This is a genomic window from Zunongwangia sp. SCSIO 43204 (assembly GCF_019904275.1).
Classification (GTDB): domain Bacteria; phylum Bacteroidota; class Bacteroidia; order Flavobacteriales; family Flavobacteriaceae; genus Zunongwangia; species Zunongwangia mangrovi.
Map to the genome: position 1 here is coordinate 453,142 of NZ_CP063204.1, position 23,449 is coordinate 476,590.

The following is a 23,449-nucleotide window of genomic DNA, read 5'->3' on the forward strand; positions in this document are numbered from 1 at the left end:
TCTAATTAATTGAATCCTTATTAGGATAAGGAAATTTAAAGGGACATGCATTGATTAATGGGTTTAGATCGAAAATCCCAGGCCTCCATAAGTCGTTTACAAATTCAACTAAATTATCTTCAGTTACAAGGTTATCATACTTATAAGGCTTTACTATAAAATCTTTATTAATAGACATGTAAAAGTCAATATACTTAAAAGTTTTTCTTTTAAATGAATCGTGATCAAAACAGGTCCATAAATTAGGAATATTATATGCTTCTGACACTATCACGCCATGCAAAGAACTTGAAAGAATTATTTCGCAAGAAATAACTTTATCCAAAAAATCAGTCCATTTCCCATATTCACCAATATCAATCAATAAGACATCTGATTTTGTATAGCCTTTAGGTACTACAAATTCAAAATTTTCTCTTTCTGAATAGTGAAGAATAATACCAATTTTATATAAAATCTCCCTTTTCGGATTATATATTAAGGGTAAAAGCATTGCGGGATCCCCATAAACTTCTGGACAATCTATACCGCACTTTATTAGAGCATTTCTAGTTAGAGGCCCTCTTACTGCCAGAACTTTTTTTGGCTTCGGCAAGCTTTTGACATCATCGATAAGTCCCGATCCCCAAATAATAGATTTTGAATTACAATACCACTGTATAATACTTCCGATAAAGAGATAATTTGTATGATTTTTTATAATAGAATACTGGTATGGTATTACCTTTTTCCCACTTAACTTCTCTCCTAAGATAAAATTTATATCGTCACCCCAGTTGTAATTATCACGCATAAACCTTGGTATAGCAAAAGAAATATAAATATGCCCCTTTGAAGAGAAAAGTTCAGATGCAAAAAAAAATCCAGCGATTTTGTTTAAGAATATATTTTTAACGTTTTTTAATTTCATGATATTTTTATTTTACAAGTCACCAATAACATCCACCTTCAACATTATCAGAATGCTTTGTTCTAAAATTTTCAGGTCTTACCCAGAACTCATTGATCAAATCAGGATAATTCAAATTTTTGCATTTGGATCTTGCCCTGCTTCCATAATTGGGATCTTCCCACCTTTTACCGATAATCCCAAATAATAATTGTAAAGACCCACCAATATGAATAGCTTTCTTTCCTTTTCTTTTAACGTGTGCTGCTAAAGGAAAACCGTATGCCCCGCAGCCCAATATACAAATATCATAATCCTCTTTATCTATTCTATCTTTCATATCCTCTAATGCCTCAAACCAATCTGAAAAGCCATTACTATCACCGCCTAAACTTTGCACTGCTTTAACAGTTTTTAATTCGAACTCAGGCAAAATATTTTTGTTTATAAAAATTTTACTGCGACGTTTAGAGTATTGTTCCGCAATCAATTCCGCAAAAGGATGAACTACAAGCACTTTCTTTCCCTTTAAAGCTTTCGTCCATGGATTTTCTACCCAAAAAGGATCTAAGAATATTAACCAAACTTTGTTTGCATTTTTTAACTTATCACTGAAGTAATATTCGTTACCTAGCCAACTTCCTAAAATATCAACTTGTTTCATATCAGAAAGCATCATTTCACTAAATTTCTCAATTTTGTTTAAGGTTGGCGGAAAGAAACCACTCCAGCGCTGCATTTGAATCATATTATTTTTATCCCACCACCATGGCAGAGCTTCACCTTTAATATATGGAAAAACGGCCCTACCCTGTTCATTCACGCCTATATGATTTGCAACAGTCATTAACTCTGTACTACCGAACCTTGCAATCATACAAGGTTTATCACTCATTAGCTTTTCATATACCATATTTGAAATAATTTCGGGATCCTCCTCTCTAGCAGGTACTTGTAGAGGTTTAACTTTAGCCACCACAGAATAAAGCTTCTTAAAAAGTTTAAGTGTATTTATATAAAAAATATTCATATTAATGCTAGTTTTAGTATGCTAATAACATCAACCGAATGGATGATATTCCGAAGAAACCTATCTATTAGGGCTAATTATCCAAATTTATTAGCAGACCATTGAAAGATAAAAAACAAACAAAACCATTAAGAAAAAATCCTAAAAACTTTTTCAATTATTTCTAATTATATTAATTGACTTCCTTATTCAATAAAATTTTACATTCCTCATATATAATACCATTTTTATTAGCTATTATCCAATGATTATTTGCAGGATATCCATGCCAAAAATTTTCGGGGACGATCTTGATGTTTTTATTCAACAAAGCTGGCTTATAGGAAAATGAACTCTTACTTGTTATAAGAACGTCTGCATAAACCATGTGCAAAAATGAATCCTTGGCGGTCATATCTAAACACCAATGTAAATTTGGATAGTTTGAAAATTCAGCAAAATCATCAACGATTCCTTGAGAAAAAAAATAAATATGCATTGGTTTATTTGATTTAATAATTTCTAAAGTCTGATCAAGGACATTTTGAAAATAATCAGCAGATATAAACCGCATTTGTAAATTAGCATTATCTGGATCGCTTAGAATATCTCCTCTTCTTACGTGAATAGCTATATTATAATTTCTTTCTGAAAAGATCAATTTTTCAGTTCGTCTTATTGCAGAATTATAAAATTTATATCGTATATCTTCAATAACCCCAAATTGATCTCTATAATTTTGATCTTGCTCGCAAACTAGAATTACTCTTTTCCCTCTATAACTCTCAATTATTTTTTTTATTACTTCTACTTCTTCGAAATTATTTTCCTTAAATAAAGGAATTTTCACCATTCGATAACCATTTTTTTCAAGATCACTTACTAAAACCTCATTATCTCCAAAACTCAAAAAAGACTCCCACGATTCTGAACTAAATGGTATATGAGCAAAAGTAACATTAAATTGTTTCGCCCACCAGTATCCCGCAATCCAATTTGCTAATTGATGTCCAATTCCGGCACCTTGATTAGGTACTGCTGTGAAATATAACGTTGGTGAATTCTCATTGCCTATCCTTTTCCTTTGGTTACTAAAAAAATTGGCATTCCAATAAGAATAATACAAATAGAAATAAATAAAACTACCTCTAGTTTTTGCCACAACTCTACTCCGTAAATACCTATTAAACTTTTTTAAAAGCTTTGCCATGTTTCAATTATTTCACTACAGGATATCCTCTACTTCTCCAAATTATTTTAGTGAAAAGGATATAGTATTGGGCCGATTTATTAAAACTTTTATTCAGCAATAATTTCCTTTCCATGCTTGAAAAATAATTATAATATTCCCTATGCATATTATCTATAAAGTAACTCAATAAGTCATAATTCCCAGATTGTAAATATCCACTCCAAATATGTCGTATTTCATATTTCATAAATATTTTAAAAGTTCGACTAGCCTTTTTAGTTTTAATCCACTCTTCGATAACTTTATTATGAAAAAGGATAGAATCTTGTAATTTTAATTCATCACTCATCATACTAGTAGTCTGACCTTCTACATCTCCATTATAAATAGCCAATGCAAAACCAGAATAAACTACTTTAGTGTGTAAAGCATTTCTAAATAAGAAAACAAAATCTTCGTTAGACCTTTGTCCTTCAATAAACCCTCCCCATGTATTTATATTTGCAAAAACATTATCTTTCTTTACTACAGTAGCACTTATATGAGCGAATACGTGAGGATTCTCAAAGAAGTCAATCTCCTCAACTTTGCCCCGGAAATTTTCCGGAACTTTATTATTCCTTTTCCTTGTAACCAAACTTTGTCCACACCTCCCACTTACAATCATTCCCGCTTTAGGAAATTTACTTATGGAATTTACTACGTATTCAAGATAGCATGACTCCCACTCATCATCCGCGTCTAAAAAGGCCAACCAATCATTCTGAGCCTCTATAATACCAGTATTTCTAGCAGCACTAACTCCTTTGTTAATTTGATTAATAATTCGAACTCGCTTATCATCAGTTAATTCTTCAATTTTTTGCACACTATTATCTGTAGTACCATCATTTACCACAATTATTTCAAAATCTGGATATGTCTGATTTAGAACAGTTTGAATTGTATGTGCAATAGTATGTTCTTTATTGTATAATGGAATTATTACTGAAAACATTGATATTATAAATTTGATTTGAGAAAATCAACTCCCTTTTGACGTTCTTTCTCTATAATTTCGTCTACAAAATTCCAATCAATAGTTTCATTTAAAATACTCTCGATTTTAGATTCATCGTATTTAATTACAATTCTATTTGATAAGTTAATACTATTTAAAAGAGACAAAATTCTTTCATTAGCATATGGCGTAACCACAATAAAACTCTTATGAAAAATTAAAGAGAAAACCACTGCGTGGAAAGAACAACATATTGTATAATTTGCGTGATACATGTAAGTCAACCATTCTCTAGGTTCTACAATAATATTTTTAGCATCACTTAAACGAATACATGTATCCGGATTTCTTAAGTTAATAACATCTACACCATGTCTCTTCTTTATATAGTTAACCGCTTTTAGTTGGTCATTACCATATTCAGCTAAACTATAGGTTGTAACATATGGTCTTTTATGCGACCTAGCAGATATCAATAATTTGTAATGTTCTTCTTTGAGTAGAAAAGTAGGATCAGGAGTATGAAAAATTCTTTTTGACTCTTTAAATAAAGATTGAATATAATTAACAGCTTTTACTTCTCTAAGGCTAATAGCATCAAACTTCTTCAATAATTTTAAAATTGGCTCATTTAAATGTCTTGGAACATTACAATTCCCCATACTAGCTGCATAGGACAATCTTTTTACGTCATCCTTTCCGAATTCTAAATAATAAACATGATTTAATTTATCACTAGATCCTACATTCCAAATTTGATCGCTTCCTGCTATATAAACCTCGTATTCGGGTGGATTATCTTGTAAATCTTGTAAAGAATTGTACTCTCTTTCTCCTCTAATTAATAAATTTCCAAAATCCTTTTTTTGAACCTCGTAAGACCAAGCATTAAATCGATCGAGTGTCTTGTACCATGCTGTTAAAGGTTTTTTAGCAATAAAATTTTTTAATGAATGCTTAATCGGTCTCCTATAATTAATTATTTCCACCTCATAACCCTGTGAAAAAAGAAAATTTTGTAAAGCATAGGCCTGTAGTACTGCTCCATTATTTAAGGCGTGATGAAATGTTAGTATTCCTATCTTCATTGGTTAAATATTAGATTTAAACGTCTCTTTACTTTATTGTAAAATCGAACAACATAGACTCCATGATAAGCCGTAATATATTTTTTTATGTATTTTGAAATTTTAGTATAAAAAATACCATAATCATCTTTCTCTAAAGCTTCTAAGAATATTTCATGACTTGCATCCCCCATAATCTCCCTTAAATCATAAATTTTCTTCCTCTTTTTTTCAATCTCAAATTCGCCAGGTTTAACTCTTTTTTCGGGATACCATTCACCCTTGTTTTTACGTTTTAAGAGTCGATATGAAAGAGCATCCCTTCTATGTCTAAACCCTCCCTGCTGTGATTTTATAGCGTCTAAAGGATCAAGATTTTCTAGTACAATCTCACCTTTACTTTCAAATTCTAATAACATATTATATAACTCCTTATTTCTAACTATGATTAGAGAATATCCCTTCGTGTCGAAACGATAATTTGGAAGCCATACATCACCTATAGAAATATCTGCTGTTTCTCCTACTACATCATCACAGAAATCACAGGCTTTAGGCTTAAAAAAGCCCATACCGTAATCAGCCCCGAATATATCTCCAGAGTTTTTTTCACGAACCTGATCGTCTCTATCAGACCAAACCTGATATATTTTAGTGGTAGCAGGTGTTTCGCCATAGTTTTTTCCTCTAAAATTTATTTTGGTAAGATTATCAGGGTGTACACCCAATTGCCATGAAATCATCTTTGCTTGATTTGCAGACTTCATACCACCGCAGACGATCCCGACAGTAAACTTAATTTTCTTTTTTAAATCAATATCTTTCAAGGCCAACAGCCTTAAAGTTTTTATGAAACACGGAACTCCCGTAATAGCAAAAGTACCTTCTATATTTCTTATTTTCTGAACGACTTCAATTAAAGTTGTTGGGTAATATGCAGAAGTAGAACCGTGTATAACCGATTCCGGATCAGAAAAAATATCGTATTTAAATAAATCCTCGTTAGCATTTCCTGAATTATTTTCCGTAACCTGAATATAATGATCAACTTTATTGTTTCTTAGTAAACTATGAGCAAACCATTTTCCTATTCCTCCTGAACTAGCAATTTTTCTAATATCATCATTTACAACGTGACCTGCATAGGTTTTAAGAAAACGACCTAAGTGTTTATCTTCAATTCGATTTTCTGGAAAAAACATTTCGCCTAGTTCATCTTCATTTTTGGATTTTCCGGAAAAAGGACACACTCCTAGTACTTTTGCAGAAGAATTTTCTAGGTTCTTTTTATCCGCATTAGCAACAATATTCCCATACTTATCTTTATTTATATAAAATGGAGAATCTTTTACCAAAGCGCATGCGCCACAACCTATACATAAATCATTTGCAATTACAGTTTTGTAAAGTTCAACAGCTTCGCTCATTATCTTTTTTTTTACTTTTAGTACATCCTTATGTACATTCCTAAGTTTATAGTAATTAATCTTTCTAGAAACATCCTAAATATGAGATGTTTTTACATAAAATTTTATTAAAAATTTAAAGAACTATTCGATATCGATGTCCGGCTTAAACATATAATACATTAAATTAATGCTCTTGCAAGAAAAGCATGTATTTCGAAAAAAAATCATCTCTTTCAATCTCTATAATAAAACATTATCTAAAATTAATAATTAATCGACCCTCTTTTGTCCTAGATTTAACTCTCAAATAATTGGATTTTATATCAAATAACTCCCCATTTTCCATTGTATTTTTCTAATTCATTTTCGATTAAATCAATTGAAAATAAAACAACTTCCCGAAAACTCCCTAGATATAAAACTAAATGTCTTCCAAATTTAAAATTCATCAGCAAGCAATCTCAATAAATACCTTTTCTAATCAAAGGTTTCCATTAAAATTTGTTGTTTCAATATAGTAATAAACCATTTAAAAAATTCCCTGATTAGAGTAGCATTTCGATTATACATTCAAAGGTCAATAAATAGGCAGCATTACGTCACGACAATTTCTCAGTAAAATAAATTTCTTTGCAAATGATCTTTAAATTGAGAATAGAATCAAACATATAAAGATCAATACGATACAAATTTACATGAAAATATTCGGAAGAAAAGATTACAAATTAATGTTTATTTAGGCTCTTTAACAATTGAATTTGGGATAAATTTGAATACAGAGCCCTAGATTAAAATCCACTCTAAACATTTTCCATTCCACTATGCAAATGATAAATTATTTTGTTAATATCTTTACTAAAATTCAAAGAAGCTTGATCCCAAAAGCTAATTACCTCACTTATTATAACGGTTTTTAATTACCTCTTTAATATTTCTTATCGCTCCGTAAATAATATTTCTTTCCTTTCTATCCAAGCAAACGAAAAAAAACAAACTGGAAAAAGATAGCATACTTAAGCTGATAACCGATAACAATCTAAGATACCCCATTTCCATTTCGGTAAACGGCCATAAAGAAACTAAAATACTAAGGAAAACAATACAAATACTAGGTAATATTACCTGCAAATAAAATTTCCGAATGTCCAACCCGCACAACTTTCTAGTAAAATAAACCATAACTCCCCATGATCTAACAATTACATGAACTATGTATACCAAATAAAGAATCCAAGGTTCATATCCTAAATAAAAAAATCCGCAGGAAATTAATATAGGCAAAATTGCCATTAAAGAAATAGTTATCTGATAAACTTTTATATTTCCAGCTGCAGCTATTGCCGTTGATAAACCCGACGTAGTTCTTGTAATGATAGCCCTCACTAGTAATAGCCTACAGAAAATAACAGCGTAATCTGGCACATTTTTCAACCATAATTTGAGAATGAAAGGCATTTCTAAAATAATAGGCAAAGCGAATATCGCAAGCAGAAAAAAAGAAAACTTGCTACCGATAATAGCAGAATTTAACATAGCACTTCGGTCTCCTTTACCCTCCCTTTTTACAATTATGGGATTTAGAGCCTTAAGCATATTTAATGAAAAAACATCAATTTGACCCGAAATTTGATTTGATATACCCTGCGCAGCATTCACTCTAGTACCAAAAAAATGATTTATAACGATACCCTGTCCGTAATTTGTAACCATACTAACTGATGTCCCGAAAAAATTCCAGCCGGCAAAAGAAGTCATGTCTTTCATAATATTTCTGTCCCAATACTTAAATATGGATATCACACATTCATCATACCTTCGGTGACAATATATCTGCATAATCACTCGACTTATTAAAGGCACCATTGCCATCAAAACCCCATAAATCACTAACTTATCACCACTATAATGAAGGATATATGCAGCTATACCAAGCTTTAGTAAAGACTCTACAATTCCAACTATAGAATAGTATAGCATATTCTCATTAGCATTTAGTACAGCCTCATATGGCACGCTGACAACTGTAAATAAAGTACTAACTATCAAGCTTCCATAGACAACCTTGGCTGCAAAAACTCTTTCATTAGGTATGTTTAAAATACCTTTAAAGAAGAAATAGCCGGCAAATATAAGTATGATTACCAAAAATAGAGCAATACAATAATGCAATACAGTACTTACATTGAAAATAACTTTCTGCTTTTCCAAATCTCCTTTCCCTTCATAAAACGACATAAATCTTTGGGTCGCTGAAGACATCGCTGCATGTAAAAAGCCTAACATCGAGATTGCGCCACCAACAACATTATAAATACCATAGTCCGAAACGCCTAGAGCATCAAGAACCAATCTTGTTGTGTATAGGGAAATAAGAACGGTAATCGCCATTTTAGCATAAAGAAATCCCGTGTTTTTTATAACTCTGTTCGCCGTCGACACCTAAAAATATAGATTATATAAAAAAGCCTGCATTAGAATACTCCATGCAAGCAAATTTTTGTTGAATTAATTTTAATTTCAAACGATATGAAAACTCTATCATATTTCTACTGATTCTAATAAAATTAATAGTTATTCAAGTTGCTTTAAAATTGTATGACCAGCTTTTAAAAGATCCACGTCTTTCTTCATTAATTTCACATCTCCTTCCATCATATCTTTAACTAAACCTTTCAAATCATATTCTGGGACCCAGCCTAATTTTTCTTTGGCCTTTGAAGGATCTCCAAGTAATAAATCGACTTCTGTTGGACGGAAATATGAAGGGTCTACTGAAAGAACTTCTTTCCCTATTTCAACTTTATAATCTCCTTTGCAGGCTACTACATAAGCTTTTTCATCTACACCTTCTCCTTTAAATTCTAATTCTATACCTACTTCCTCAAAAGCCATACGTACAAATTCCCTAACCGTTGTAGTTACACCTGTGGCTATTACCCAGTCTTCAGCTTTTTCTGCTTGTAAAATCATCCACATCATGCGAACGTAATCTTTAGCATGCCCCCAATCTCTCTGTGCCTCTAAATTCCCTAAATAAATTTTGTCCTGTAATCCTAAAGCTATTTTTGCAACCGCACGTGTAATTTTTCTTGTAACAAATGTTTCTCCCCTTCTTGGCGATTCATGATTAAACAAAATGCCATTACAGGCATACATATCATAAGCCTCTCTATAGTTTTTAGTGATCCAAAATCCATAAATTTTTGCTACTCCGTATGGAGAACGTGGATAAAACGGACAGGTTTCATCATAAAAACCTCTTTCGTTTTTATTCTCTGGTAAACCACCATACAATTCAGAAGTTGAAGCCTGATAAATTCTGGTCTTTTTTTCCAAACCTAATAATCTCACAGCTTCCAAAATTCTCAAAGTTCCCAATCCATCAACATTCCCTACATATTCTGGAGAATCAAAAGAAACTTTAACATGGGACATTGCTCCTAAATTATAAATTTCATCCGGTTGCGTTTCCTGTATAATCCGCGTTAAATTCATGGAATCTGTTAAATCCCCATAATGTAATTTTAGTCTCTGCTTTGGATCATGTGGATCCTGATATAAGTGATCTATTCTATCAGTATTAAATAGAGAAGCTCTTCTTTTTATTCCGTGAACCATATAGCCCTTTTCTAATAATAATTCAGCTAAATAGGATCCATCCTGACCTGTAATTCCTGTGATTAGTGCGACTTTCATAATTAAAATATTCCTTACTTATTAATTTTATTATTAGATTATAATTTTACTTCCTTAAAATTTTCAATATTTTCAAGGAACCAATTGTACGTCTTTTCAATTCCTTCTTCCAGATCGATTTTATGTTTCCATCCCAGATCATGCATTTTGGAAATATCCATTAGTTTACGAGGCGTACCATCGGGTTTAGAGCTATCCCAGGCAATCTCACCTGTATGACCTACCTTTTGCTGAATTACCTCAGCTAACTCCTTTATTGTAATATCTACACCCGTGCCTACATTATACAAATGATCTGGAAGTACATTTTCCAATGCAAATACGACGCTTGCGGCCATATCGTCTACAAATAAAAACTCTCGCATTGGCGAACCACTCCCCCACAACTCCACAGTGCTATTATTATTTTCTTTAGCTTCATGAAATTTACGAATCATAGCCGGTAAAACATGAGAGGTTTTAAGATCGAAGTTATCATGGGTACCATATAAGTTAGTTGGCATTAAACTCACAAAATCTTTATCGAACTGTTTTCTTATCGCCTCACAGGCTTTAACTCCAGTTATTTTCGCTATTGCATACCATTCATTAGTAGGCTCTAAAGGTCCAGTAAGCAAATAAGATTCCTTTAATGGCTGAGGTGCAAATTTTGGATAAATACAAGAACTCCCCAAAAAGATAAATTTTTTTACTTCTAAGTTATGAGCTGCTTCTATCAGATTATTTTGGATTCGTAGATTTTCCATTAAAAATGTATAGGGATAATCATTATTAGCTAAAATCCCTCCTACCCGAGCAGCGGCATCAATAATTACATCTGGTTTTTCTTTGGAAATAAAAGCATTAACTTCAGCCTGGTTTCTAAGATCCAACTCAGCACTCGTCCTACCTATTAAATTTGAATAGCCTTTTTTTTCTAAAGCTCTCCATATAGCACTACCAACCATACCTCGGTGTCCAGCTAAATATATTTTAGAATTTTTATCCATATCTTAATATTAAATGTAATTATTAATCTCGAATTTACTATTTGATTAGTTTCCTATCGCGTAAAATTTAAAGCCTAAATTTTTCATTTTTTGTTTATCCAACACTTTGCGCCCGTCAAACAAAAATGCAGGTTTTAACATGTTTTCATATACAGATTGCCAATCGATCTCTAAAAACTCATCCCATTCAGTCATAACAGCAATGGCATGGGCCTTTATACAAGCTTCTTTAGATGTATTCACAACTTTAACTAGTTTTCTGTTTTCTTCATCAGATCGCGATCCTAAATAATTTAAATCTGCGTAGATCTGTTCTTCAGTAACTTTTGGATCGTATACAACTATTTCTGCCTGCTCATTTAATAAATAATCCGCTACATAAATTGAAGCCGCTTCCCGGGTATCATTTGTATCTTTCTTGAATGCCCAACCCAGCATCGCTATTTTTTTTCCTGAAACGGTGTTATAAAGTGTTTTTACAATATTAGCCGCAAATCTCCTTTTTTGATGATCATTCATTAATATCACCTGCTCCCAATAATCAGCTACTTCATTTAAACCAAAACTTTTGGCAATATACACCAGATTTAAAATATCTTTTTGAAAACAGGAACCTCCAAAACCAACGGAAGCTTTTAAAAATTTTGCTCCTATTCTGGAGTCCATTCCTACTGCTTTAGCTACTTCATTAATATCTGCACCAGTTACTTCACAAAGTTCGGACATTGCATTAATACTCGAAACACGCTGCGCTAAAAAGGCATTCGCTGTTAACTTCGACAACTCAGAAGACCAAACATTTGTTGTAAGGATATTTGCCTGAGGCACCCAATGCTCATAAATATCGACTAAGGCTTGCATTGCATCCTTACCTTTTTCTGAATCCAGATCGCCACCAATTAATACTCTATCCGGCTGTAACAAATCATCTACTGCAGTACCTTCAGCTAAAAACTCCGGATTTGAAAGGATCTGAAAGTTAACTCCGTTACCTGTATTATCCAGAATATTCTTTAAAGCCTGAGCCGTTCTTACCGGTAAGGTAGATTTTTCCACAACTATCTTATCAGAAGTAGCCACCCTTGCTATCTGACGAGCACATAATTCAATCCATTTTAAATCTGCTGCCATACCCTTACCTATACCATAGGTTTTTGTAGGTGTATTCACAGAAATAAATATCATATCTGCTTTATCGATCGCCTCATCCACATCTGTGGAAAAGAAAAGATTTCGCCCTCTTGCATCGGCAACTACAGCAGATAAACCCGGTTCATAAATTGGAATATTTTCGACATCTTTATCATTCCATGCAGCAATTCTCTTTTCATTAAGATCTACTACGGTAACATTAATTTCTGGGCATTTTTGAGCTATAACAGACATTGTTGGCCCTCCAACATATCCAGCTCCGATACAGCAGATATTCTTAATTTTCATTTTTATTACTTTTAGTTAGTTACTACATTAATTCTTGCAAAGAAACTCCGTATTCCTAAGATCTTTTTTATTATATTTTAAAGGATTATGGCTCAGGTCCAAAATCTGAGCGCCTGCATAAGAACAGATTGCATGCCCTGCGGCGGTATCCCATTCCATAGTGGTTCCAAATCTAGGATAACAATCAACAATCCCTTCTGCTACCATACAAATCTTCAACGAGCTACCCTTTGAAATAACTTCTACCTTGGAGAATTTGTCACGCTTTCGATCAATAAATCTCTTTGTAGCTTCGGTTAAATGTGATTTACTTGCAGCAATTACAAAGGCTTCTTTCTGATCCTGTAAAGGCAATCTTTGTTTTTCTTCTAAATTACTTTCAAAATCTGCAAAATTCGAAACCTCACTCAGCTTATACGATCCTGCCTGCGATCCCCAGTAAATAAGCTTTAAAGCCGGCGCATAAACGACTCCTATAATAGGTTTTTTATTCTCTACCAGGGCAATATTAATTGTAAATTCCCCGGTCTTCTTGATAAATTCTTTAGTACCATCTATAGGATCTACAATCCAAAGTTTATCCCAATCTCTTCTTTCTTCATAAGGTAAATGTTTTCCTTCTTCGGAAAGGATCGGAATTCCAGTTTTTTCAAGCTCCTTTTTTATAATTAGATGTGCAGCTTTATCAGCTCTGGTCAGAGGTGAATTATCAGTCTTCATTTCAATTCCGAAATCCCCTCCTCTATAAATTGACATTATCTCATTTGCCGCTTCAAAAGTTGCCTTAATCGCTATCTCTAAATACTGATTTTTCAAATTATACAATCATTCCTGCTGCTACAGTTTCATTAGTACCTTCATCAATTAGAATAATGCTTCCGGTATTTCTATTATCGCGATAAGAATCGATCATTAATCTTCTTGTAGTACGAATTTTAACCCGAGCGATATCATTCATTTTTAAACTACCATCACCTTCCTCACGTTCATATGAATTGATATCTACCTTATAAACCACAGATTTAATCATTGCTCTTTCCTCGTTCGAAGTATGTTGAATTATATATTTAGCACGTGGCTTTGCAGCATCGTTATTTAACCAGCACAACATCACATCAAATTCTTGTGATGGCTCTGGCTGATTATTCTTTTTAACAATCATATCTCCTCGACTAATATCTATATCATCTTCTAATGTAAGAGCAACAGACATCGGGGCGAAAGCTTCTTCAACTTCGATCTCACCGGTATTAATTGACTTAATTTTTGAAGTAAAACCTGAAGGTAAAACAGCCACTTCATCTCCTTTTCTATAAATTCCGCTCGCAATTCTACCTGCATAACCTCTATAATCTCTAAATTCATCAGACTGCGGTCTTAATACCGTTTGAACTGGGAATCTGGCATCAATTTTATTGATATCACTACTAATATGTAGCGTTTCTAAAACATTAAGCAATGTTCCTCCAGCATACCAACTCATATTCTCTGATTTATTTACCACATTATCACCTTCTAAAGCGCTAATTGGAATAAATCGCACATCTTTCATCAATAATTTACTGCTGAATTCTTCAAACTGACTCGTAATTTTATTAAAAACTTTTTCAGAATAATCAACTAAGTCCATCTTATTCACACAGACTACTAAATGCGGAATATTTAAAAGAGAAGCTATAAAAGAATGTCTTTTAGTTTGCTCGATTACTCCATTTCTGGCATCTATAAGAATTACTGCTGCATTAGCTGTTGATGCTCCTGTTACCATATTTCTGGTATATTGAATATGACCAGGAGTATCTGCTATAATAAATTTTCTTTTTGGGGTGGTAAAATATCGATACGCAACATCAATCGTAATCCCCTGCTCTCTTTCATCTTTTAGACCATCTGTGAAAAGCGCTAAATCAACACCTTCATGACCCTTTTTAGAACTTGTTGCGGTAACCGACTCCAACTGATCTTCAAAAATCGACTTGGAATCATATAAAAGTCTGCCTATTAAAGTACTCTTACCATCATCTACACTACCCGCAGTTGTAAATCGTAATAACTGATTATTACTAATTTCCATTGTAACTTATATCTTAAGGTCTTCGACCTATTTTATTAAAAATAACCTTGTTTTTTTCTGTCTTCCATTGCCGTTTCAGATCGCTTATCGTCTGATCGATCTCCACGCTCTGTTTTTCGCATAGTTGAAACTTCCTCTGCGATTTTTTCTAAAGTATCAGCATCAGACTCTATTCCTCCAGTGATTGTAATATCACCCAAGGTTCTAAATCTGATTTTCTTTGAAAAAACCTCTTCGTTTTCTTCTAATTTCAGAAAATCTGAAACCGGAATCCAGGAATTATTTCTCCACACCACTTCTCTTTGATGAGCGAAATAAAGGGATGGAATTTGAATATTTTCTCTTTTTATATAATTCCAAACATCCATTTCAGTCCAATTACTGATAGGAAATGCTCTAAAATGTTCACCTTCAAAATATTTTCCATTTAGAAGATTCCACAATTCAGGACGTTGATTCTTAGGATCCCATTGCCCAAAGTCATCTCGATGTGAGAAAAAACGTTCTTTTGCACGAGCTTTTTCTTCATCTCTACGACCTCCACCAATAGCGCAATCAATTTTGTTATCTTCAATTGCATCTAAAAGCGTAGTGATTTGCAGGGCATTTCTTGTTGCATTCTTTCCTTTTTCTTCTTGAACGCGGCCTTCATCAATAGATTCTTGCACAGAACCCACTAAAAGTTTAACTCCAAGTTTTTCAACTAAATCATCTCTAAAAGCAATTGTTTCGGGAAAATTATGCCCCGTATCTACGTGTAATAACGAGAATGGAATTTTACTTGGATAAAAAGCTTTTTTAGCCAAGTGAGTAACTAATATAGAATCTTTTCCTCCGGAAAAAAGGATCACAGGATTTTCAAACTGTGCCCAAACTTCTCGCAATACATATATTGCTTCTGATTCAAGTTCATCTAAATAATTCAGATAATACTTTTTCATTTTTCAATTTTCATTTATTCGGCCGTGAATATACTGAAATATTCTACCAATGCTTTCTTCAGCTCCTTCTGATTCGGTTTTAATATGCAAATCGGGATTCAAAGGAATTTCAAAATCGCATGATATTCCGGTAAAATTTGAAATTTCACCATTTCTTGCTTTTTTATACAATCCTTTCACGTCCCTACTCTCACAAACCTCTAACGGAGTATCTACAAAAACTTCTAAATACTGATCTCCTAAAATAGACTCAATAATTCTTCTATCCTTCTCCTTTGGTGTTATAAACGCAGCGATTACTATCAATCCGCTATCTAGAAAAAGTTTACAAACTTCGGCTATTCTTCTAATATTTTCATTTCTGGAATCCTGATCAAAACCAAGATCCTTATTAAGACCTAAACGAATATTATCCCCATCAAGTATATAAGTATGAAATCCTTCTGCAAACAGTTTCTTTTCCAGCAAATTTGCTAATGTTGACTTCCCGGAACCTGAAAGGCCACTAAACCAAACAACAAGTGGTTTTTGATTCTTCAACAAAGCCCTTTTAACTGCGGTTATTTCATATTTATGAGGAATAACATTACCCATTCATAGATTATTTTTTATTGAATAAGTTCTGATTTCTCATCGACCAATTGTTGATAAACTCCCTTAACATCCTGAGAAGCTTCTTTAGCTAAAATTAAGATGGCATCTTTTGTATTTACAAATATGCTATTCTTCATACCTACAAAAGCAGTAAACTTATCACAACCTATCACCATATTCCCATCGGCATCTGTTGGATATCCAGACTCTACAAAATAATCATAAACGGCTTCAAAGCTTCCCATATCACTCCACTCAAATTCAGCATTAACTACTTTAATGAGCTCGCTTCGCTCCATTACCGCATAATCGACACTAATCGACGGAATCTCCATAGATAAAGCTTCATCAAGCTTGCCTTCCTGTGATTTTTCAAAAGCTTCTTTAGAGCTTTTATACACTTTCGGCTCATATTTTTCTAATTCAGAAAGAAAAACTCCTGCTTTAAAACAAAACATCCCACTATTCCATAGAAAATTACCTCGATGTAAAAATTCCTTTGCGGTTTCTAAGTTTGGTTTTTCACGGAAAGATAATACAGATTGTCCTTCGCTTTCAATATAACCATAACCGGTCTCAGGCCTTGTTGGCTTCACTCCAAATGTTACTATATTTCCATCTTCTGCTAATCTAATAGCTTTCGAAACCGCTTTATCGTAATTTTCATCTGCTTTTATAATATGATCTGCAGGTGTAACCACCAAAATATCATCTGGATTAACCTGAAATGCTGAAAATGCAATTGCAGGTGCTGTATTTCTAGGTGTAGCTTCTACGATTTCATGATATTTCTCTATTTGAAGTTTTTCTAAACTTTTAATGGATAAGCTTCTATTATCTTTATTGCCAACCACTATTAAACCATCTGAAAACTTTTGATTTCGTTTAACAGCTAATTCGAATAAAGAATCATTCTTAAAAATCTCTAAATATTGTTTAGGTTGTGATTTTCTGGAAAGTGGCCATAAACGGCTACCAACACCTCCTGTTAGAATTACATGATAAGTCGCACTCATATTTTAATTAGTTAGTTTGCTTAAAGATAAAATTTTTCACGGCTCCGCCGCAGGAGTCACACATAAAATCTCCCAAGTGCTAATTTTCAGCTTTATAAAAAAGAAAAAAGATCATGTTATTTTATATAAAACAACCTAGATCTTCATCTCATTTTTCACCTATTTTTCATAAAATCGAACGCCAAATCTATTCAATTATAGACCACTAACCTATAAATAAATGTTAATTTAGCCAAGATAAAATTTAAGCTTTTGTTACTATTATCTTAATTTCAAAAAGCTATTAACTTTATTATTGATAATCTAATAAGTAATAGGTTATTTTTAACAATTAACAAAAACTTAAGACACACATACTTCACTAATTTTCGCCTCAAGCAAAATTCCCAAATTAGACAAAATCAGCTTGCATTTTCTTTTTCCTATTTCCTGAATAGTTGCTTTCTTATCTTTAAAAGCTCCATTCTTTATTGTAAGATGATCCCCTGGTTTTAAATTAGACACCTTCACCTCATCTATTAAATCGTCCTCTAGCCAATTTTTTATCAGCTTTATTTCAGTATCACGAACAATCGCAGGTTTCCCAAGCCAGAATAAATAATTATTTACCCCAGGAACATCAAAAACTTTAGCTCGATCTTTTTCTTCTAATTGTACAAACAGGTAAGATGTAAACAATGGAACAGTAAATTTCTTCTTACGATCACTCCATTGCCTTATTTCATTTTGAACAGGACAAAAAACATTAACCCCTATTTTTTCCAGCCTTTTTGCTGTTTTAATTTCTGATTTTGGTTTTGTATAAATTACATACCAAGACATACCAATAAATTTAGTTTAAAAGCTCAAAACTAATTTGGGGCAAGTAATTTAAAAAAACGTATTAGGGGGAGTTTTCTTAAACAATATTAGCTTATGTGAATTTTGAAGGTATAAATATAAATGTTTTAACACGATTTTACCATATCGAAAAGATTAAAACTAAATTTTTATCGATACAATCAATTAAACTCCTAGCTATAACGCTATAGTTGATAAGTTCACAAAATTTCAAATGCTTTTTTACGAAATATGATAATAGTCATAATTTAAGCTGGCTTATTGAAGGAAATTTGTCTCAAACAAAATCAATAAAGCCATGAGAACAAAATCCCTTAACTATTATTCAGTATTCGCTCTTCTTATTTTTCTTTTCGTAGGAGCATCAGGAAACAGTCAAAACCTAAAACCTATTAAAACTGAAATTCTTGTTGAAGGAACCTCAAACATTCATGATTGGGAAATGACCTCAGAAAAAGCTGTTGCAAACGTAGAAACCAACAGTGGAAATGTTTCAAAGATTTCAGTTGAAATTCCTGTAAAATCACTAGAAAGTGGTAAAGGCGGGATGGACAAAAATGCTTACAAAGCCCTTAACGAAGATGATTATCCAACTGTAAAGTTTTCTTCAACTGAAGTAAGTGCAAGTAAAATAACAGGAAAACTTACTATAAATGGCAAAACAAAAACGGTTGCCATTCCTGTAAGTACTAAAAAAGCGAGTCAGGGTGTAGAAATTTCTGGAAAACACACCATCAACATGACAGACTTTGGCATTGAACCTCCAACAGCGCTAATGGGTACTATCAAAACAGGTGAAGAAGTTACCATAAACTTCAATTTTCAAGTAAACCAATAATCAACAACATAATTTTATTAACATGAGAACTATATTTAAAATCTCCGCTATTGCCTTCTTCTTATTTTTAGGAATAAGTATGGAAGCTCAAAACAACAGAAGTCTTGATAATTACCGCGAACCTGGAAAGGATGGCATCAATGTGTTTGAAGCACCAAAAGACACTATATCTTCTTTTGATGGCTTAGACGTTAGAATTGGTGGTGCCTTTGCCTTACAGTTCCAAGCTTTAGATAACGAAAATGCGAATTTAGAAGGTTATGAGTTACAAGGTATTGGTGAAAATTTTAACCTACCAACTGCCAATTTCGACATAGATGTGGCACTTTACGATGGGATTAGAATGCACCTGCGTACCTACCTATCTTCTAGACACCACCACGAACCATATGTAAAAGGAGGCTATCTATTGGTTGATAAATTAAACTTTGTACATGAAGGCTTCTTAGAAGACTTCATGAAATATACAACCATCAAAATAGGTCATATGGAAAACAACTATGGTGATGCTCACTTCCGTAGATCTGATAACGCACAAGCCATTTATAACCCATTTGTTGGTAACTTAATCATGGATGCTTTCACTACAGAAGTTGGAGCTGAACTATACTACCGTCGCAATGGATTTATAGGAATGGTAGGTTTTACAAACGGTAAATTAAACCAATCTGTTAGCGAAAATGAATATGGTAAAACCGGAGGCGCTTCATTTTTAGCTAAACTAGGATATGACAAACAAATTAATAATGATCTTAGATTACGTCTTACTGGATCTATGTACAATACTGGCTACATTCCAAATACCTACTTATACAGTGCAGATAGAGCAGGTGCAAGATATTACAATGTAATGCAAGCCTTAGGTAGTGAAAGTGACGATTTTAGAGCTTCAAGATACGATCCTAGATTATCTAACGAAATCACTGCAATTATGATTAACCCTTTCGTGAAGTATAGAGGTCTTGAATTCTTCGGAACAATAGAAACTGCTACAGGAAAAAGTAGCGCTGAAGTAGATGATCGTACCGCTAACCAATACGCAGGTGAGTTAATCTATAGATTCGGACTTGATGAAAATATTTACATCGGTGCTCGTTACAATGTACTTGATGCTGAAGATCCTTCAGGACAAGATGTAAACATTAATAGATTCCAGGCTGCAGCAGGATGGTTTATGACAGACAACATCCTATTAAAAGCTGAATATGTAGTTCAAAACTACGATGACTTTAGCCAAACAAGCATTTTAAATGAAGGACAATTTAGTGGTGCAACAATTGAAGCCGTAATTAGCTTTTAGATAAATTCCAATTACATTAGGAGAGCGAGTTTATCGCTCTCCTTTTTATTTTTCTTATTTTTCATTAAATCCCCTTATAAATGAGAACTTTAGCTATTCTTTTATTTTTTTTATTTAGTACAAACATCTTTTCCCAAAACCTGGAGCAAAAAACATTGCTTATTTCTAAACAATCTCAGCTAAAAATTAGCGGAGACACCAATATTAACAGCTTCAACTGTATTTTTAATCCTACCGAATTACCAGAGAAGTTAATAGCAAGCTTTGAAAGAGAGCAACAAAACCTTATTTTCCAAAATACTTCACTAAAACTTAATGCTAAGGCTTTTGATTGTGGAAGCCGACCAATAAATCGAGATTTTGAAGCTCTTATTAAAGCTGAAAAATACCCTTTCATCTATTTAAACCTAAAAGAACTTAAACTCCAATCTCAAAATTCAGCATTAATTTCATTGAATATTGAAATTGCAGGAATTAAAAAACTGTATAAGGTTCCGGTGAAAATCGATCATTCTAAATCGAATTATAAAGGCATTATTCACTTAAATATTGATGACTTTAAACTGGAGCCACCTAAAAAGATTTTCGGATTAATAAAAGTGAAAGAAGAAATAGAAATTGAATTTGACCTATATTTTAAGGAATAAATTAAATAAATCTAAGGAACAGAAAATTTCTATTGGACATCATCTTCCCAACATAGTTTCCATACATCCCCCCTCAACAACCAATCTTTGTCCAAAATATTAATAAATCAAGCCCGGATTTTAATCAAACCCAGAACTGTATATTTATCTTGGTTTATCCGGATATGAGATGAAAAAATAGCCAATTAGACAAGTTCACTTAAGTATCAGACAAGTATTTTTTACCTAATAATCTTATATTTACCAGATACTTGAATTATAATCCTAGCGGATTCTTACTGCCAGGTCCACCATTCTTAACTAAAAAACATCCTCAATTATGTATAAAGGTAAGTATGGCACCTATTGGATTGATGATAATATTCTGCATGTACGATACAAGAAACAGACTATTATTGATCTGAAAATTGCCAAAAAAATAGTTAGTGATCGTCTTTTATTTCAACAGAACAGAGAGTTCCCTGTATTCTGTGACATTTCAGGTGTCATTGGATCCACTTCTCTTGCCAGGTATTATCTAGCAAACGAGGGAAGCACTCTGATAAGCGCAGTAGGAATTTATGGGATCTACCCTATTTCGATAAGCTTAACTCAATTTTACCTTAAGCACCTTAAACACACAAAGCCAACAGCTTTTTTTACTAATAAGTTTCAGACTCTTAATTTTTTAAAACCCTACACTCTAGATATGTAAACCAAAAATCATAAAAATATGGAACGGAAATTTACTAAGGAGAATTTACGCGGCATTTATCGTCTCTTAACAGAGATAGCAAAAGGAAACTTTTCTTATGAAATTATTCGTAGCCGTTATAAAGATGAACTTGAAGGACTGATTACATATACTAATCAGACTATGCAAGAACTTAATCGTTCCAAGAAGCAGTTTTTGTGGATCAACCGTCATAATGAAGTCGTAAGAATTCGAACGGCAAATTTTCAGTTAGATGATAGACTTAATATTCAAAAATTGAGCTTTGATACCCCAAAAACCGAAACGGTAAATAGTACTGATCTTATAGGAATCCCATTTCAGGAGTTACTGGCCAAGCCTTCCAAAAAAAGTTGGCTTAAAAAAATAAAGTCTTTAGAAAAACCCAAAAATATTTCTTTTTATATTCTACTTGAGTATAAATTTGACAACCTCTTAAATATTCATTTAGATACGATCGTTTCAAAATTTTATGACGAAAAAAAGAAGGAATATATTGTTACCTCATTTTTCTTAGAACTAACAAAGGATCGAGATAATCTTCAAAAGAAAACGAAATTAAAAACCTATACCACATGGGATCAGCAATTATTTCATAGTATTCAGGTGTATATTGACCAACATCTTGAAGAGCCCTTAATAAATATAGAAGATTTGGCTCTGGAATTTAACACCAATACCCATAAGATCACTCAGGGCTTCAAAGAAATATTCGGATATACTCCCTTCCAGTATCATGCAAGGAAACGCATCGAAAGAAGCAAACTTTTAATCGAATATAGTGACTTAAGCCTGAAGGAGATCTCAATAAAATTGGGTTATGGCTCATACCCCGATTTTTCCAAACGCTTTAAAACTATAACAAAATTATCTCCTAAACAATATCGATATATGGTTCGCACCGATAAAAAATAGGTCAATTTATATGAAATTGACAAATTAGCCTCCCCTTTGATTAAGTTTTATTGCGCAATTTTATTCTATGGAAATTCAAAACAATAACAATCATGAAAAGGGTGCTAAAAATAAAACTTGAATTAATACTCCGGTTTCTTTTTATTGTTTTGTTCTTATACGCTGCCATAAGCAAGCTTATCGATTATCGAAAGTTTTATAATGATCTTTTAAACAGTCCCATTTTTGGATATTCCTTTCTTGCTCGATTTGTGTCTATTATAATACCGATGCTAGAAATAGGTATTTCAGGATTACTTATAAGTGGTAAATACTTAAAATCAGGATGGTACCTGGTGTTTTTACTGATGCTTATTTTTAGTATTTACATAGGCGGAATACTGGTTTTTAGCGATAACCTACCTTGTTCCTGCGGAGGTATTATAAGTGAATTAAGCTGGAGAGGGCATCTACTTTTCAACATTTGTCTTACACTCTTAAGCGGCCTGGGAATATATCTTAATAGTAAAAATGAATATAAAATATTGTTACGTGACGATGCAGGGGAAGCCGAAAACCTGACAGGATAGAGTAGGTATGAATTAAAACTCAAAAATTATGAAATCTTCAAAAATTTTAATGCCGGTAATGGCAATCGCAATGGCCCTTGGTCTTGCTTTTTCAACAAAAGCTAATGTACAGACTGCAGGGTGGGTTAACCTTAATGGTGTTGCCACTCAACTGGAGAGTAATCCTTGTGATTCTGGAACAAATAGATGTGAAGTTACCTTTGGTGATGACGATACACCATATATTGTTTATGCGGATCAAGCTTTACAAGTAGAGCATACTAGTACTTCTGAGGTTCCATATAATTTACCTGAAATGGAAGACTAATAAGA

The 23,449-nt window shown here is 32.9% G+C and carries 22 protein-coding genes; 6 read left to right on the forward strand and 16 right to left on the reverse strand.

The genetic code is table 11. From position 1 onward, the window contains the following. Window position 1: 1 nt before the first annotated feature. The 16 genes from INR75_RS02020 to INR75_RS02095 form a co-directional block, all read right to left on the reverse strand. Entirely contained in the window at window positions 2–910 is a 909-nt protein-coding gene (locus INR75_RS02020; RefSeq protein WP_223090544.1) for a polysaccharide pyruvyl transferase family protein, read from the reverse strand. A 19-nt stretch (window positions 911–929) separates the two neighbouring features. Continuing rightward, window positions 930–1,919: a hypothetical protein gene (locus tag INR75_RS02025; RefSeq protein WP_223090545.1), complete on the reverse strand. Its 990-nt coding sequence runs from the start codon at window positions 1,917–1,919 to the stop codon at window positions 930–932. A gap of 172 nt (window positions 1,920–2,091) precedes the next feature. Further along, on the reverse strand, window positions 2,092–3,108 hold the full coding sequence (locus INR75_RS02030) for a hypothetical protein (RefSeq protein WP_223090546.1): 1,017 nt from the start codon (window positions 3,106–3,108) through the stop codon (window positions 2,092–2,094). Between the two features lie 7 nt (window positions 3,109–3,115). Beyond that, window positions 3,116–4,087 (reverse strand): glycosyltransferase family 2 protein, encoded by a 972-nt coding sequence (locus INR75_RS02035; protein ID WP_223090547.1) that lies wholly within the window; start codon window positions 4,085–4,087, stop codon window positions 3,116–3,118. A gap of 5 nt (window positions 4,088–4,092) precedes the next feature. Next, window positions 4,093–5,178: a polysaccharide pyruvyl transferase family protein gene (locus INR75_RS02040; protein ID WP_223090548.1), complete on the reverse strand. Its 1,086-nt coding sequence runs from the start codon at window positions 5,176–5,178 to the stop codon at window positions 4,093–4,095. Next, on the reverse strand, window positions 5,175–6,584 hold the full coding sequence (locus INR75_RS02045) for a Coenzyme F420 hydrogenase/dehydrogenase, beta subunit C-terminal domain (protein ID WP_223090549.1): 1,410 nt from the start codon (window positions 6,582–6,584) through the stop codon (window positions 5,175–5,177). The genes INR75_RS02040 and INR75_RS02045 overlap by 4 nt, the downstream gene beginning before the upstream one ends. A gap of 876 nt (window positions 6,585–7,460) precedes the next feature. Continuing rightward, window positions 7,461–8,954 (reverse strand): hypothetical protein, encoded by a 1,494-nt coding sequence (locus tag INR75_RS02050; protein WP_223090550.1) that lies wholly within the window; start codon window positions 8,952–8,954, stop codon window positions 7,461–7,463. 183 nt (window positions 8,955–9,137) lie between these two features. Next, window positions 9,138–10,262: a GDP-mannose 4,6-dehydratase gene (gene gmd / locus INR75_RS02055; RefSeq protein ID WP_223090551.1), complete on the reverse strand. Its 1,125-nt coding sequence runs from the start codon at window positions 10,260–10,262 to the stop codon at window positions 9,138–9,140. A gap of 38 nt (window positions 10,263–10,300) precedes the next feature. After that, entirely contained in the window at window positions 10,301–11,251 is a 951-nt protein-coding gene (locus INR75_RS02060) for a GDP-L-fucose synthase (protein ID WP_223090552.1), read from the reverse strand. 45 nt (window positions 11,252–11,296) lie between these two features. Next, window positions 11,297–12,691 carry a nucleotide sugar dehydrogenase gene (locus INR75_RS02065; protein WP_223090553.1) on the reverse strand — a complete coding sequence of 465 codons (1,395 nt, stop codon included), beginning with the start codon at window positions 12,689–12,691 and terminating at the stop codon, window positions 11,297–11,299. 27 nt (window positions 12,692–12,718) lie between these two features. Further along, the gene (gene cysQ, locus INR75_RS02070; protein ID WP_370629877.1) at window positions 12,719–13,516 is read right to left on the reverse strand and encodes a 3'(2'),5'-bisphosphate nucleotidase CysQ; all 798 of its coding nucleotides are present in this window, start codon (window positions 13,514–13,516) and stop codon (window positions 12,719–12,721) included. After that, window positions 13,509–14,765 carry a sulfate adenylyltransferase subunit CysN gene (cysN, locus tag INR75_RS02075; protein ID WP_223090555.1) on the reverse strand — a complete coding sequence of 419 codons (1,257 nt, stop codon included), beginning with the start codon at window positions 14,763–14,765 and terminating at the stop codon, window positions 13,509–13,511. The genes cysQ and cysN overlap by 8 nt, the downstream gene beginning before the upstream one ends. A 35-nt stretch (window positions 14,766–14,800) precedes the next feature. After that, the gene (gene cysD, locus INR75_RS02080; protein WP_092539484.1) at window positions 14,801–15,706 is read right to left on the reverse strand and encodes a sulfate adenylyltransferase subunit CysD; all 906 of its coding nucleotides are present in this window, start codon (window positions 15,704–15,706) and stop codon (window positions 14,801–14,803) included. Window positions 15,707–15,709: 3 nt separating this feature from the next. After that, complete coding sequence (gene cysC / locus INR75_RS02085; protein ID WP_223090556.1) at window positions 15,710–16,300, reverse strand: adenylyl-sulfate kinase; 591 nt, start codon at window positions 16,298–16,300, stop codon at window positions 15,710–15,712. A gap of 14 nt (window positions 16,301–16,314) precedes the next feature. Next, window positions 16,315–17,316, reverse strand: a complete 1,002-nt coding sequence (locus INR75_RS02090; protein ID WP_223090557.1) for a mannose-1-phosphate guanylyltransferase — start codon at window positions 17,314–17,316, stop codon at window positions 16,315–16,317. A gap of 342 nt (window positions 17,317–17,658) precedes the next feature. Further along, on the reverse strand, window positions 17,659–18,138 hold the full coding sequence (locus INR75_RS02095; protein ID WP_223090558.1) for a UpxY family transcription antiterminator: 480 nt from the start codon (window positions 18,136–18,138) through the stop codon (window positions 17,659–17,661). Between the two features lie 316 nt (window positions 18,139–18,454). On the opposite strand from INR75_RS02095, the gene INR75_RS02100 reads away from it, so the two are divergent. The 6 genes from INR75_RS02100 (at window position 18,455) to INR75_RS02125 (ending at window position 23,444) form a co-directional block, all read left to right on the forward strand. After that, a complete protein-coding gene (locus tag INR75_RS02100; protein ID WP_223090559.1) occupies window positions 18,455–18,994 on the forward strand; it encodes a YceI family protein in 540 nt (179 codons plus the stop codon). Window positions 18,995–19,016: 22 nt separating this feature from the next. Next, window positions 19,017–20,294 (forward strand): hypothetical protein, encoded by a 1,278-nt coding sequence (locus INR75_RS02105; protein WP_223090560.1) that lies wholly within the window; start codon window positions 19,017–19,019, stop codon window positions 20,292–20,294. A gap of 80 nt (window positions 20,295–20,374) precedes the next feature. Continuing rightward, complete coding sequence (locus INR75_RS02110) at window positions 20,375–20,941, forward strand: YceI family protein (protein ID WP_223090561.1); 567 nt, start codon at window positions 20,375–20,377, stop codon at window positions 20,939–20,941. 712 nt (window positions 20,942–21,653) lie between these two features. Beyond that, window positions 21,654–22,568 carry an AraC family transcriptional regulator gene (locus INR75_RS02115; protein WP_223090562.1) on the forward strand — a complete coding sequence of 305 codons (915 nt, stop codon included), beginning with the start codon at window positions 21,654–21,656 and terminating at the stop codon, window positions 22,566–22,568. 92 nt (window positions 22,569–22,660) lie between these two features. Next, window positions 22,661–23,137: a MauE/DoxX family redox-associated membrane protein gene (locus INR75_RS02120; protein ID WP_255584616.1), complete on the forward strand. Its 477-nt coding sequence runs from the start codon at window positions 22,661–22,663 to the stop codon at window positions 23,135–23,137. A gap of 28 nt (window positions 23,138–23,165) precedes the next feature. Next, the gene (locus tag INR75_RS02125) at window positions 23,166–23,444 is read left to right on the forward strand and encodes a DUF6520 family protein (RefSeq protein WP_223090563.1); all 279 of its coding nucleotides are present in this window, start codon (window positions 23,166–23,168) and stop codon (window positions 23,442–23,444) included. Window positions 23,445–23,449 lie beyond the last annotated feature (5 nt).

Bases quoted from the DNA above. Each gene is read 5' to 3' on its own strand.
- INR75_RS02020 (WP_223090544.1), bottom strand. From the start codon at position 910: ATGAAATTAAAAAACGTTAAAAATATATTCTTAAACAAAATCGCTGGA.
- INR75_RS02025 (WP_223090545.1), bottom strand. From the start codon at position 1,919: ATGAATATTTTTTATATAAATACACTTAAACTTTTTAAGAAGCTTTAT.
- INR75_RS02030 (WP_223090546.1), bottom strand. From the start codon at position 3,108: ATGGCAAAGCTTTTAAAAAAGTTTAATAGGTATTTACGGAGTAGAGTT.
- INR75_RS02035 (WP_223090547.1), bottom strand. From the start codon at position 4,087: ATGTTTTCAGTAATAATTCCATTATACAATAAAGAACATACTATTGCA.
- INR75_RS02040 (WP_223090548.1), bottom strand. From the start codon at position 5,178: ATGAAGATAGGAATACTAACATTTCATCACGCCTTAAATAATGGAGCA.
- INR75_RS02045 (WP_223090549.1), bottom strand. From the start codon at position 6,584: ATGAGCGAAGCTGTTGAACTTTACAAAACTGTAATTGCAAATGATTTA.
- INR75_RS02050 (WP_223090550.1), bottom strand. From the start codon at position 8,954: ATGGCGATTACCGTTCTTATTTCCCTATACACAACAAGATTGGTTCTT.
- gmd (WP_223090551.1), bottom strand. From the start codon at position 10,262: ATGAAAGTCGCACTAATCACAGGAATTACAGGTCAGGATGGATCCTAT.
- INR75_RS02060 (WP_223090552.1), bottom strand. From the start codon at position 11,251: ATGGATAAAAATTCTAAAATATATTTAGCTGGACACCGAGGTATGGTT.
- INR75_RS02065 (WP_223090553.1), bottom strand. From the start codon at position 12,691: ATGAAAATTAAGAATATCTGCTGTATCGGAGCTGGATATGTTGGAGGG.
- cysN (WP_223090555.1), bottom strand. From the start codon at position 14,765: ATGGAAATTAGTAATAATCAGTTATTACGATTTACAACTGCGGGTAGT.
- cysD (WP_092539484.1), bottom strand. From the start codon at position 15,706: ATGAAAAAGTATTATCTGAATTATTTAGATGAACTTGAATCAGAAGCA.
- cysC (WP_223090556.1), bottom strand. From the start codon at position 16,300: ATGGGTAATGTTATTCCTCATAAATATGAAATAACCGCAGTTAAAAGG.
- INR75_RS02090 (WP_223090557.1), bottom strand. From the start codon at position 17,316: ATGAGTGCGACTTATCATGTAATTCTAACAGGAGGTGTTGGTAGCCGT.
- INR75_RS02095 (WP_223090558.1), bottom strand. From the start codon at position 18,138: ATGTCTTGGTATGTAATTTATACAAAACCAAAATCAGAAATTAAAACA.
- INR75_RS02100 (WP_223090559.1), top strand. From the start codon at position 18,455: ATGAGAACAAAATCCCTTAACTATTATTCAGTATTCGCTCTTCTTATT.
- INR75_RS02105 (WP_223090560.1), top strand. From the start codon at position 19,017: ATGAGAACTATATTTAAAATCTCCGCTATTGCCTTCTTCTTATTTTTA.
- INR75_RS02110 (WP_223090561.1), top strand. From the start codon at position 20,375: ATGAGAACTTTAGCTATTCTTTTATTTTTTTTATTTAGTACAAACATC.
- INR75_RS02115 (WP_223090562.1), top strand. From the start codon at position 21,654: ATGGAACGGAAATTTACTAAGGAGAATTTACGCGGCATTTATCGTCTC.
- INR75_RS02120 (WP_255584616.1), top strand. From the start codon at position 22,661: ATGAAAAGGGTGCTAAAAATAAAACTTGAATTAATACTCCGGTTTCTT.
- INR75_RS02125 (WP_223090563.1), top strand. From the start codon at position 23,166: ATGAAATCTTCAAAAATTTTAATGCCGGTAATGGCAATCGCAATGGCC.